Annotated in this window: 10 protein-coding genes; 9 read left to right on the top strand and 1 reads right to left on the bottom strand. The window is 36.9% G+C overall.

Annotated features, from left to right (window positions below; all coding sequences use genetic code 11):
- Positions 1-30: 30 nt before the first annotated feature.
- The 8 genes from AC27FM_RS09500 (at position 31) to AC27FM_RS09465 (ending at position 11,131) form a co-directional block, all read left to right on the top strand.
- A complete protein-coding gene (locus tag AC27FM_RS09500; protein ID WP_487087715.1) occupies positions 31-882 on the top strand; it encodes a PRD domain-containing protein in 852 nt (283 codons plus the stop codon).
- A gap of 161 nt (positions 883-1,043) precedes the next feature.
- The gene (locus AC27FM_RS09495) at positions 1,044-1,520 is read left to right on the top strand and encodes a PTS sugar transporter subunit IIA (RefSeq protein ID WP_487087713.1); all 477 of its coding nucleotides are present in this window, start codon (positions 1,044-1,046) and stop codon (positions 1,518-1,520) included.
- 14 nt (positions 1,521-1,534) lie between these two features.
- On the top strand, positions 1,535-2,995 hold the full coding sequence (locus tag AC27FM_RS09490) for a PTS transporter subunit EIIC (RefSeq protein ID WP_487087711.1): 1,461 nt from the start codon (positions 1,535-1,537) through the stop codon (positions 2,993-2,995).
- Positions 2,996-3,039: 44 nt separating this feature from the next.
- Complete coding sequence (locus AC27FM_RS09485) at positions 3,040-3,969, top strand: DUF7916 family protein (RefSeq protein ID WP_487087709.1); 930 nt, start codon at positions 3,040-3,042, stop codon at positions 3,967-3,969.
- Positions 3,970-4,128: 159 nt separating this feature from the next.
- Positions 4,129-7,230 carry a type I restriction endonuclease subunit R gene (locus AC27FM_RS09480; protein ID WP_487087707.1) on the top strand — a complete coding sequence of 1,034 codons (3,102 nt, stop codon included), beginning with the start codon at positions 4,129-4,131 and terminating at the stop codon, positions 7,228-7,230.
- Positions 7,231-7,239: 9 nt separating this feature from the next.
- Positions 7,240-8,892, top strand: a complete 1,653-nt coding sequence (locus tag AC27FM_RS09475) for a type I restriction-modification system subunit M (protein WP_487087705.1) — start codon at positions 7,240-7,242, stop codon at positions 8,890-8,892.
- Positions 8,882-10,126: a restriction endonuclease subunit S gene (locus AC27FM_RS09470; RefSeq protein WP_487087703.1), complete on the top strand. Its 1,245-nt coding sequence runs from the start codon at positions 8,882-8,884 to the stop codon at positions 10,124-10,126. Before AC27FM_RS09475 ends, AC27FM_RS09470 begins: the two co-directional genes overlap by 11 nt.
- A 78-nt stretch (positions 10,127-10,204) precedes the next feature.
- On the top strand, positions 10,205-11,131 hold the full coding sequence (locus AC27FM_RS09465; RefSeq protein WP_487087701.1) for a site-specific integrase: 927 nt from the start codon (positions 10,205-10,207) through the stop codon (positions 11,129-11,131).
- Between the two features lie 43 nt (positions 11,132-11,174).
- On the opposite strand, the gene AC27FM_RS09460 is transcribed toward AC27FM_RS09465, so the two are convergent.
- Entirely contained in the window at positions 11,175-12,269 is a 1,095-nt protein-coding gene (locus AC27FM_RS09460) for a restriction endonuclease subunit S (protein ID WP_487087950.1), read from the bottom strand.
- A 142-nt stretch (positions 12,270-12,411) separates the two neighbouring features.
- Between AC27FM_RS09460 and AC27FM_RS09455 the strand changes: the two genes are divergently transcribed.
- On the top strand, positions 12,412-13,374 hold the full coding sequence (locus AC27FM_RS09455) for a restriction endonuclease (protein WP_487087699.1): 963 nt from the start codon (positions 12,412-12,414) through the stop codon (positions 13,372-13,374).
- The last annotated feature ends 114 nt before the right edge of the window (positions 13,375-13,488 follow it).

Raw genomic sequence — 13,488 nt, 5'->3', positions numbered from 1 at the left:
AATAATTAGAATCAATATTAGGAGATTATTGTGATAATTTTACAAGTGCTTAACAATAATGTGTTGCTTGTAGAAGATGGAGCTGATAAAGAACAAATAATTTGGGGTAAAGGAATTGGTTTCAAAGCTCGCAAGGGCCAAGATTATCATCCACAACAAACGGACCATATTTTTTTACCAGTTTCTCGAGATGACGATGAATGGGTTAATTCGTTCAAGGAATTATCTACCGAAATACCGCGTGCCTATTTTGAGTTAACTGACCAAATTATCAATGTGGCTCAAAAAGATATTGAGACTAATTTCGATGGTCACTTGTTATTACCTCTAACTGATCATATATATTTTGCAGTATTAAGGGTCCAAAAGGGTATGAATCTCAGTAATCCGATGCTGTTTGACATTAAGCGATTCTTTCATAAAGAATTTCAAGTGGGTAAGAAGGCATTGGACATGATCCATGAGCTTTCTGGAGTGTCACTTGCTGAAGATGAGGCTGGATTTATTGCCATGCACTTAATTGAGCATGAGATAAGTCAGTCAGATAATTCATTTACCTCGGTCAATGATTGCCTAGATATATTGTCAAAAATTAACGAAATATTAAAGGATGAGTTCAATCGAAACTTCTCAGACAGTAGCGTTGCCGTTTCAAGGATGACTACGCATATATATTATTTACTACTGAGAAGTCATTCAAAACGTACAAGTAAAAACAATGCCTGTGACAGTGATTTACTTGCACGATTGATTAAACAATATCCAAAAGCAGGTAGTAGCTTAACAAGAATTGTGCCATATTTAGAAAATAGTGTTGATTATAAATTCAACGATTCAGATCGTCTTTTTCTTTTAATACACATTATTCATATAACCGAATAAGGGCTTGTGACATTAAGTTGGCAACACCTAGAAGGTTCAATAAACTTATATTTTATTTATGAGTTCATTGAATCTTCTGGGTGTTTTTTATTTCTACAGACCAATTTTGTTGATGAGTCCAGTAATAAATATCCAAAACAATAACTAGGGGGAATATATCTATGTTTGGTATAGGCAAGAAAAAGGAGGACGTTCTTTACGCTACCACAGGTAAACTTGTCCCACTTGCTAAGGTTTCTGATCCAGTATTTGCACAAAAAATGATGGGTGATGGCTATGCTATTACACCTCAAAGTGGAAAAATTTTTGCACCCGTTAATGGAGTGATCAAGACAATTTTTCCCACAAAACATGCGATGGCGATCGAAACAAATAGTGGCTTAGAAGTTTTGATTCATATGGGATTCGATACCGTGGAATTGGAAGGCAAACCATTCACTAATCACGTCAAATTGAATCAAAAGGTTAATGCTGGAACTCTCATTTCCGAGATAGATTTGGACATGGTTAAGCAAGCAAAGATGGATACGACGATTTCAGTTATTTACACCAATATGAACATACTAAGATCATTTCCAGAAGTACAAGAAAATGAAGTAGAAGCAAAGGAAAAGTTAGGGCGTCTAGTTTATAAATAGGGGAGGAAAGTATTTTGGAAAAATTTGAAAAAATTGGAAACGAGATAATCCAAGAGATTGGTACATTAGAAAACGTTGAGAGTATTTCTAGATGTTATACAAGATTAAGATTGAGAATCAAAGATGATTCAAAAGTTAACAAAAGTAAGATTGATAAAATCGATGGGGTAGTTAAGTCATTTGGTAATGAAGGTAAACTACAAATTGTTATGCCTCAAGATTTGGAGAAAGTTTACAATTACATAAACAATAAATTCTCTGAAATAGAAGTATCTGGTGAGGTAGAAGATAGTACAACTTCCAAGGATAAAAAATCTAAGAAAGAAAAACTAACTTTCACTCGAGTGTTGAATCAAGTATTGGATTCTATTTCCAATTCATTAACACCAGTTATTGGTGGGTTAGCAATGACTGGACTATTCTTGGCCTTACTTAACTTATTAACAGTTACTAACGTGGTGGCAGCAGATAGTCAAACACATAAGCTACTGTATCTGATGGGAGATTCGCTATTTCATTTCATGCCTTTCTTAGTAGCGTATGGAGCTTCAAGATACTTTAAGACTAATCCGATTTTGAGTTTGATTCTGGCGGGAATTATGATGCATCCCGATTTTGTGAAAATGGTTTCGTCAGGTAGTGCAATACACTTGTTTGGAATTCCTGTTGCAGCCTTGAATTATCAAACTACACTGATTCCAATTTTTATTACAGTTTGGATTCAGTCATTAATTGAAAGATTGTTTGATAGACCGTTATTAAATAAATTAGGTTTACTCAAGATGTTCCCAGTCTTCTTAATTATGGGACCATTGACATTACTCGTTACCGCACCAATTGGTGAATATGCGGCCGGATTAATTGCTGGTGGCGCAATTTGGATATACAAACAGGCACCAGTATTTGGTATTACTTTGCTAAGTCTATTAATGCCATTGTTTATTGTTACAGGAAGTCATTGGGTATTCTTCCCAGTTGCCTTTTCAAATATGAAGAAGCTAGGTTATGATCCATTCTTGTGGGTAGCATTTGCTGTTTGGAACTTCTCTCAGTTAGGAATGTCTCTAGCAATATTCTTCAAAGCAAAGAAACGTAGCGTCAAAACTTTTGCTGGTACTGCCGCATTCTCTATTGGTGCCTCAGGTATTACCGAGCCGGCCGTCTACGGATTGATGCTGAAAATGAAAAAGCCAATTATACCATCAGTTATCGCTTCAGGAGTAGGTGGACTATTCTTCAGTCTCTTACACGTTAAAGTATTTGAGTTAGTTACAGTATCGTTCCTGAGTTTGCCACAATTTATTAATCCAGCTGGAGGAAACAACTTTATCTTAGCCTTTGCAGGACTAATGGTAACTGCGATCGTTTCATTTGTATTAAATTGGTTCTGGGGTGTGGATGAATCTATGTTTGACGACGAAGTAGTAGAAGATGCTCCAGTAACAGACACAACGACAGCTACAGTAACGGCATAGTTTAGCGGTGACATAAAAAAACTTATAGAGGAAGTTAATTAAAAATGGTTAAAAGACTGATAAGTGCAAGTTCAAGTGAAGTTCTACAATTTGATGGGAAAGAACTGAAAGAAAGTATCAAGGCTAGTGAAGGAAGGATAATTCTTAGTGAAAACATCGTTACACAGGAGAATTTAGATAGTATTACTACTGCTGAAATGTCTGCGGCATTTGGTGCTGACATGATACTGTGTAACAGATTAAATGTGTTTGATCCTAAGATTTTTGGATTGTACCCTGGAGAGAGAAATCTTTACGGTGCACCTGTACATGATGGTAAAGAATGTATTGATCGTCTGAAAAAATTAACTGGTCGACCAATTGGTATTAATATCGAACCAATTGGTTCAAATGTAAAAATGTTAGAAAAACGTATTTCGATTTTGGATGGTTGTACAGCAAGCCCTGAAGTTATCAAAAAGTCTGAAGAAATGGGCTTCCAATTCATGGTACTAACTGGTAATCCGGGTACTGGTGTAAGTAATGAAGCTACAATTGAAAGTATTAAATCTGCTAAGAAATATTTCAGCGGCCTGATTATCGCTGGTAAAATGCATGCATCTGGTGTTGATGAGCCACTTATGAGTGAAAAAATTGCTAGAGAATTCATCGAGGCAGGAGCAGATGTTATCTTGACGCCAGCTGTAGGAACAATTCCTGGATTCGATGAAGATGAATTAAAGGCAGTAGTTAAGCTAGTGCATAAGTTGGGTGGACTAGTAATGAGTGCAATTGGAACTAGTCAAGAAGGTAGCGGTAAAGAAGTTATTCAAAATATCGCTATTAGAACAAAAATCTGTGGTGTTGATATCCAACACATTGGAGATTCCGCTTGGGGCTTCCAATCACCTGTAGAAAATATCTATGCATTGAGTCAAGCTATTAGAGGCGAACGTCATACTATTCAACGTATGTCACGTTCTATTAATAGGTAAGAATCTATAAAAAACTGAATATAATTTAAAATAGCCCCTTAATATTAGATTAGTCTGATGTTTAAGGAGCTATTTTTTAATTAAATATTACCTTCAAATTATTGTTATAATTTTAATATGAGACTCAATTAATACAAGTGGATACATGGGGGCAAAATCATGAGTGTAGAGGTAAGTGAATTAACTTTTGAAGACAAATTTGTAGACTATCTCACTGAATTAGGCGGGGTTAGACAGTGGCAATATTTGCCTAAAGTAAAAACGACAGAAGATCTATGGAATAATTTCAAAAAAATCGTTGAGCAATTGAATCAAGATCGTTTGAGCGAGCCTTTATCAGTTGGAGAATTCAAACAAATTCAAGTGATTATTAGCCAATTAGAAACACCATATCAAGCGGGGCAGTTTTTGTATGGGATGAACGGTATTTCACAAGTTGAAGTTGACTTGGATAATGGCGAACATGTTTATTTGAAGATTTTTGATCAAGATAATATTGGGGCTGGCGATACGGTTTATCAAATAGTGAATCAGATTGAACGCCCTGCCGTTATTCCCGGTCGCAAAAATCGTCGTTTTGATACCACACTTTTGATTAATGGCTTGCCGATATTACAAATCGAAGAAAAGGCCGATGGTCATGATGCCAAAGAAGCACTGAATCAAATGCATCAATACATTGACGAGAGACAGTACTCAGATATTTTTTCGACATTACAAATTTTGGTGGCGATAACTCCACATGATAGTCGCTATATGGCTAACACGACGTCTGAAAACTTCAACACGGATTTTGCTTTTCGTTGGCAGAGAGCTGAGGATAATAAGCCCGTCCTTGATTGGAAAGAGTTTGCGAATAATATGCTGTCAATTCCCATGGCACATCAAATGGCAACTAGTTACATGATTCTTGACGGAACGCCTAGGCACCAAATGATTAAAGCTATGAGACCATATCAAGTCTATGCGACACAACGAGTTATACAAAAAATTCGTCAACATACTTTTGGTATTGACGATCAAGGTGCTGGCTACGTGTGGCATACGACAGGATCTGGAAAAACCATCAGTTCGTTTAAAGCTGCTTGGCTAGCGTCACGTTTGCCCAATGTTGATAAAGTTGTCTTCTTGGTTGATCGTATAGCTCTGACCAATCAGACGGTCGATGAGTATACGGCTTATGATCCCGAAAATGCCATGAATAGCAATGGAGGAGTAGTCACTGATACCGCTAATCGTTGGGCTTTGGAACGAAAGCTCAAGAGCAAAGGTAGTGGAATTATTGTTACATCAACTTATAAGCTCGATGCCATGGTTAGAAGTGACAAATTCAAACCGATTGACAAAAACGTGGTCTTCATTGTAGATGAGGCCCATCGTTCGACTTCTGGAGATATGCTGAAACGAATTAAGGGTGCTTTTCAAAAATCAGCTTGGATAGGGTACACAGGTACACCAGTATTTGACAGTCACCCGACTACTCAAGAGATCTTTGGCGATTTAATCCATGCTTATACGATAAGGGATGCTATTGCAGATGGTAATGTCTTGGGATTCAAAGTTGATTTTGAAACTACCTTGTCTGACAAAGTCTTGCGAGAACAATATCTACCTGAATACTTTAAACAACGCTATCCGAAAATGTCGGATGAAGATATCCGTATCCGAATCGAAGAAATGAACGATGAAGATATGGACGACCGGGTTGAACCGAGTGTCTACGATAATAATGCAAAGCATATCGAATTAGTCGTGGATGATATTTTGAAAAATTGGAATAAACGCTCAAGAAACGGCAAGTATAATGCACTATTCACCACCCATGCCTGTGGTGTAAAAGCATCAACACCAATGGCAATGAGTTACTATCGTGAATTTAAACGTCGGAATGCCGAACTGGATAAGCCATTAAGAGTCGGGATTACTTTTAGCCAAGAAACTTCAAACGGTGACAATCAGCTAGATAATAACAAGTCTTTGCGTGAAGCGATGGATGACTACAACAAGGAATTTAATACTTCATTTGATGATAGACAAGTTCAAGAGTATACAGATCAGCTGGTTGCCAGATTGAATAGAACCATTGATGATGGAAAGTACTTTGATATTGTCATCGTGGTGAATCAGCTACTAACCGGCTTCAATGCACCACAACTCAATACGTTATATGTTGATCGAACGATGAGTGGCTCCACACTAATTCAAGCTTACTCAAGAACCAACCGCGTGTTTGATATGCAGACGAAACCCTTTGGTAGAATCGTCAACTATCGCTGGCCACGTCATAGTGAACAATTGATGAAAAAAGCTTTGGCAAAGTACGCTAATCGAGAGTCAGCGAATGTTCAAATAGACATTCCGGGTCTCGGTGGAACTGACGATGGTAATGGTGTCGAGGCACCATCATTTGATAAGGTTAAAGAGCAACTAAAGAAAGTAGTAGACGAATTAGCCAATTATTCTGATGACTTCTCAGAAATCCCGAGCGGTGCTAAGCGTCAGGAAGTGATGTACAATACCCTACGCAAGTACAATCATTTATCAGCGATGATCAAACAATATGACGAATATGATGATAATCATCCTGAGGTTATGTTGGATGAATTAGGTATGTCGGTCGATGATGAAGAAAGATTAACTACGACACTGTCTTATGATCTGAAAGAAAAAATTGCTCTTCGACATAATGTAGATATTTCACAGATTGATCTGGAGATGGAACATATCAAAGAAGTGAAAGTTGATTACGATTACCTGGATTCGCTAATCGCTGACTTGATGAACAAATATCATGCAGCAGAGATTGATAGAGCTAAAGAAATTGCGGCAGATATTAAAAATATTTCTGATAAATTGGAAGATCGTAAATACGCCGAGCAAATTAACCAGCTAGCTAGAGATATTTTGGCTGGAGATGTCAAACATGATAACTATCCCGTTTTGCCTAACTACGTTAAAGATATTTTATTCAAGCACAACGATAATCGTATGAGAAATGATATTTTTGATTACAAAAAACGTTGGGGATTAGCCGATATAGATAGTTCCCAAGCTATCAATCAGATTATCTCTAATCACGTGCCCGGGTCTGATGATTTAAATATTGACGGTATTCTTGATAATATTATCAAGCAAGGTGTTGATGTTTATAAGACTGACGCCGATGCAGAGCAGGTACGTGAGCTTTCAAAGATTAAGTACAGAACTCATTTTAGACGAGATTTTAAAAAATTCGCAGACAATATTGTAAATAAGTATTAGGAGATAATTATGACTAAAGCACAAGAGATAACCAGTCAAATATGGGAAATGGCTAACCGTTTACGTAGTAATATGGATGCGAGTGATTATCGCAATTATATTTTAGGATTCATGTTTTATAGGTATCTTTCAGAGCATCAGGAAGATAGAATCCGAGAAAATGAACTGGTGGATATTGCAGAGGGACAAAGTGTAAATGAAGCCTACGCACAAGAAGCCAACGGAGATGACTTGCCAGACTATCTGGAGGATTTAGCGAATTCTTTGGGCTATGCGATTGCTCCCCAATATACCTGGGCAACAATAGTTGAGAAGGTAAATAATCATTCAATCGTTCCATCTGATTTTCAGGATATGCTAGATAGCTTCAATCACAACGTGGACTTGAATCATAATTCTAAAGGAGACTTTCGTGGCGTATTTGCGGATATGAACCTCAGCAATTCCCGGCTAGGTCAGACGACGGCAGCACGTGCTAAGGCACTGGCAGAGACAGTCACTTTGGTTGATGAAGTCCAATATAGGGATGACGATGGTAGAGATATTTTAGGTGATATTTACGAATATTTAATCGCTCAATTCGCCGGAAATTCAGGTAAAAAAGCAGGCGAGTTTTATACACCGCATCAAGTATCAGAGGTATTGGCAAGACTGGTAACTTTGGACTTAGATCCTAACGAAACAAAACCAAGCGTGTACGACTTCGCCTGTGGTTCTGGATCGCTACTGTTAACGGTTCAAGAACAAGTGAAAAATCATCATATTTTTTATCACGGCCAAGAACTTAATACGACAACCTACAACTTAGCTCGTATGAACCTGATGATGCATGATGTTTCATATATGAATATGGATTTGCGTAATGCTGACACTTTAGAGATGGACTGGCCGGATGGTGTTGGTAGCGATGGAGTTAATCATCCGAGAAGTTTTGATATGGTTGTGGCTAACCCTCCATATTCTTCGCACTGGGATAATAATGATAATAAATTAAAAGATCCGAGATTTAAGGAATACGGAGCTTTAGCACCTAAGACTAAGGCTGATCTAGCTTTCATGCTCCATGGACTGTATCATCTGAAGCCAGAAGGCACGATGGCTATTGTCTTACCGCACGGGGTATTATTCCGTGGTGCAAAAGAAGGTAAGATTCGTCAGGCCTTACTTGAAAAGAATCAAATTGATGCAGTTATTGGCTTACCTGCTGGATTGTTCTATTCCACAGGAATTCCCACAGTGGTTTTAGTTTTGAAGAAAAATAAAAAAACAAAAGATGTTTTGTTCATTGATGCCAGTAATGATTTTGAAAAGGGCAAGAATCAAAACTTACTTCGTGATGCAGACATAACGAAGATTGTTGAAACGTACCAGAATCGTCAAAATGTGGATAAGTATGCGCACGTTGCTGATATGAATGAGATTAAGGAAAACGAATTTAACTTAAATATTCCTCGTTACGTAGATACTTTTGAACCTGAACCAGAGATTAATTTGGGTGATTTAACAAAAGAAATTGTAGATACTAATAAAAAGATTGATGAGAATAATAAAGAGCTTCTCTCAATGATGAAGGACTTAACTTCTTCTGACGCTAAAATTCAAGGTGATCTAGATGACTTCATTCAGATGTTGAGTAACGAGGTGGATCGTAATGAGCGATAGAAAAGTTCCGGTAGTGCGGTTTAAGGGATTTTCTGACGATTGGGAACAGCGGAGAGTTGGAGACTATTACGAATTTAAAAACGGATTGAATAAAGGAAAAGAGTTTTTTGGTAGAGGAACACCCATTGTCAATTTCACCGATGTATTTCATAATAGAGGGCTAAGCGTTCAAAGTCTTAAAGGAAAAGTAACACTTGAACCATCTGAAATCAAAAACTATGAGGTGAAAAAAGGAGATATCTTTTTCACAAGAACTAGTGAAACAATTGAAGAAATAGGATATTCTTCTGTAATGCTGGAGGAACCAGAAAATACAGTGTTTAGCGGTTTTGTACTTAGAGGTCGTTGTGTTTTAAATAAAGATCCATTAGATGACTCGTTCAAAAAATATGTTTTTTTTACGGATCCTTTTAGAAATGAGATGCGAAAAAAAAGCTCTATGACAACTAGAGCTTTAACATCTGGAACTGCTATTAAGGAAATGAACTTCTTACACCCGTCTAATATAGATGAGCAAAAAAAAATTGGAGAGTATATTACTAATCTCGACCACCTTATCACCCTTCAACAGGATCAACTTGATAACTATACCAAGCTTAAAAAGGCGCTTTTACAAAAACTTTTCCCCGCAGATGGGGAAAAAGTACCTAAAGTGCGATTCGCTGAATTTCAGGATGATTGGGAATCGCGGAAGTTTAGTGATTTTTCTTCTAAGGTAGGGAAAAAGAATTCAAAAGATTTAGATTATCAGGCGTATTCAGTTAGCAATAAGGTTGGGCTTATATCTCAGGCAGAGCAATTTGATGGAAGTAGGCTCGATAATCTCGAAAAAACTTCCTATAAAATTGTTGAACCACTTGAATTTGCTTATAATCCAGCAAGAATAAATGTTGGGTCAATTGCATTTAATAACTTAGGGACGACTGTGATTGTAAGTTCCTTATATGTTGTATTTAAGTTAGATAATCGCCTAGACAATAATTTTATCTTGCAATATATCAAATCCCCAACTTTTAATAAAGAAGTAAGTCGTAATACTGAAGGAAGCGTCCGAAAATACCTCTTCTTTGAGAACTTTATTAATATTAAATCCCCATATTCTAAAGATTTAGCTGAACAACAAAAGATCGGCGCTTTCTTCCAGCACCTAGACCACCTCATCACCCTTCAACAGAATAAATTAACAGAATTAAAAAATCTAAAACAATCACTACTCCAAAAATTATTCATTTAAAAAAATAGTTTTTTGATTGTTATTTCTGGATAATTAATAGCGGCGATCATGCCAAAATAATTATCAGGGAGGCCTTTCATGGCTAAAAGAAAATCATCACAACTTTTCTACAAGTATTACGAAGAATGGATTGCTCTATACAAGGTGAATGCAATTAGATCCATTACACTGGATAAGTACTATATGACCTTAAAGTGGGTTACTAAATTAGCTCCAGATCTGCGACTATGCGATTTAACTCGACGTAGTTATCAACAATTGATTAATGATTATGCGCTAGAACATGAGAAACAAACTACAATGGATTTTCACCATCAGGTCAAGAGTTCGATTATTGATGCGTTGGATGAGGGCTTAATCGGACAAAATCCTACTAGAAAAATTGTTATTAAGGGTAAAAAACCAGCAGAAAAGAAGCCTAAATTTTTGAATCAATATGAGTTACAACAGTTAATGCGCCAATTAGATTTGTCTGAAGAAATCAATTGGGATTGGTTCATTTTTTTAATTGCAAAAACAGGATTGCGATTTTCGGAAGCCTTGGCAATCACACCAAACGATTTCGACTTCACCAAGCAATTACTGAGTGTTGAAAAGACGTGGAACTATCGTAAGACACAAGGTGAGTTTCAACCTACTAAAAATCCATCGTCAGTCAGAAAAGTTCAACTAGATTGGCAGACTGCCATGAGATTTTCACAATTGATTAAAGATATTCCTGATGATCAACCGATTTTTGTTAAGAAAAGAGTTTTCAATTCAACCGTTAATAATCGACTCAAAGTATTGTGTGAAGAAGCGAAGATTCCCGTTATCACAGTGCATGGATTACGCCATACTCACGCATCAGTTCTTCTATTTGCGAGTGTGTCTATTGCCAGCGTTGCCAAGAGATTGGGTCATGCCAATATGACCACTACACAAGATACTTATCTGCATATTATTCAGGAGCTGGAAACACAGGATAGCGAAAAAATTATGAGACAGATGTCACAAATTATCTAATATAAAAGGACGCAAATTTGATATAATTTGCGTCCTTTTTGCGTTAGATGAATAGTTTTTGTAGTAGTGATTTTTTTAGGTTGTTTAGTTCTTTTAATTTCTTCTGTTGAAGGGTGATGAGATGGTCGAGGTTTTGGAAGAAGGCACCTATTTTTTGTTGTTCTTTAACATCTGGCAATAAAGTCAACACTTTAGCTATAGTAACTTTAGATAAACTCGGTACACCAGTAGACTCATCATGCTTTTTCCAATTAACATTTTGAAATACGTCATATAAAAAAAACAAAGATACATTCTTAATAGGAATTGCATAGAATAATGTATCTACTGTCCAGAAGGGAGCTTTTAATATATATGGTTTATTAATCGTTCCTTTTCTACCTATTCCAATAGCATCCTCATTATATGATAGTGCTTTATCAACACTAATCATATAACCACCAGTACCATATACAGGAATATTTCCTTCATTAAGATGTTTGTAATCTCTTCCCGAATAAATATCTACAGTTTCCCCCAACTTCCGCTGTTCCCAATCACCATGAAATGCAGCGAATCGCACTTTAGGTACTTTTTCCCCATCTGCGGGGAATAGTTTTTGTAAAAGCGCCTTTTTAAGCTTGGTATAGTTATCAAGTTGATCCTGTTGAAGAACGATGGACGTATCTAAACTTTTACAGAGATTACCTATGCTTTTTTGTTCCATAATCGTTGGTAATAAAATCTGCATCTTTCGCATTTGTTTTCCAGATATTTCCATAAAGGTTGAGCCGGCACCATATTTTTCACCGTACTTTTTTAATTGTTCTGTTTGTGAAAATATAAAGTAGCTATCTAACTTATCTATGATCGGTACAATTGATTGAAATCCTTGGTTTGTCCCACCTTCTACGGCCAAGATACACGTTTTTCCTATACCAGCACGTGATGTATAAAGAACCGTTCCAATGGGTAGTAGCTGTGATGAGCTGCTATTCAAACCAAGCTCGGTGATTTTTCTTTGACTGCTATGCTTATATATGTCGCTATCAATTTCTGCTGGAGAATACCAATTAATATCCCCATTCCAATATTCATCTATTTTAGTATCAGGAGTTCCACCTCCAACAATGTTGGACACATCCCCCAACTTCCGCAGTTCCCAATCGTCAAAATAAAGTAATTAATTTCTGATATTATGAATAGAAATATATAAACTAATAATAAACATAACTATCCACATAAATAGTTATTCATGCTGTAAAATTAATCTAAGAAGTTTCACAGTAGGAGGATCTAAAATGTACAACTACAAGCAACTAAAGTTAGGTAAAAACGGATTACCAACATGGGACAGCTTTATCCCAGTGGTCATGGAGGTTATTACCGAAAAGGAAGAATGGAGTCGAGCTGAAATAACAACTAGGGTAGCGGACGGTATTGGCCTTCCAGATAAGCTGAGAAATTTACAATCCGAAAAGTATCCCGATGACAATCTTGCAGATGGTCGTGCTGGTTGGGCGCTATCTGATCTCACGCTTGCAGGATTACTAACTCGTCCTCGACGAAATGTTTACAAAGTGACAGATATTGGTAAAGAATTGTATGCTAAGCATGGACTGAACTTAACTAAGGAAATAACACACGCCCAACCAGCCTACAAAGTTCACAAACAAGAGCTACAAAATCGCAAAAAAAACCTAGCTGGGCGACTACCACCAGCCACTGAAATTGCTGAAGATGAAGAATCGGAGGTTTCTGTCGAACGCAGAATCAATCAAGAGATCGAAGAATACAACGCCAATGTAGCATCTGATCTACTCGAACGGATTCGTGAAGCCGAACCGGTTTTCTTTGAACACTTAGTTGTAGATTTACTTAGTAAGATGGGTTATCAAGGTAAGAATGGTACGGTCACGGTGACTAAACAGAGTAGGGACGGTGGTATTGATGGGATCATCAATCAAGATCCGCTAGGTACTAGCACGGTCTATATTCAAGCCAAACGATATCAAGCTATGAATATCGTGCAAAGACCTGCGATCGATGCTTTTTATGGGGCTTTATCACGAGTACACGCTGATCGAGGTGTTTTCATAACTACGTCTAGTTTTTCAAAAGACGCTGAACTTACTGCTAAAACTTTTTCAATCGTTCTTATCGATGGTATTTTACTGACAGATTTAATGTTGAAATATCATGTAGGTGTCCAATCAAAGCAAAACTACGAACTCTTCCAAATAGACGAAGACTATTTCGAATAACCTTCGCAATAATTTCAAAAAATTTCCCCAAATAGGTACTATAATCAAAAAACAAAACCTCAAACAAGAAAAATTTCATGTAAGAGGTTTATTTTTTTACATTTATCGATAGAG

Source organism: Companilactobacillus sp. y65-5 (assembly GCF_057541095.1).
This window is presented reverse-complemented; position numbering and strand designations above follow the sequence as displayed.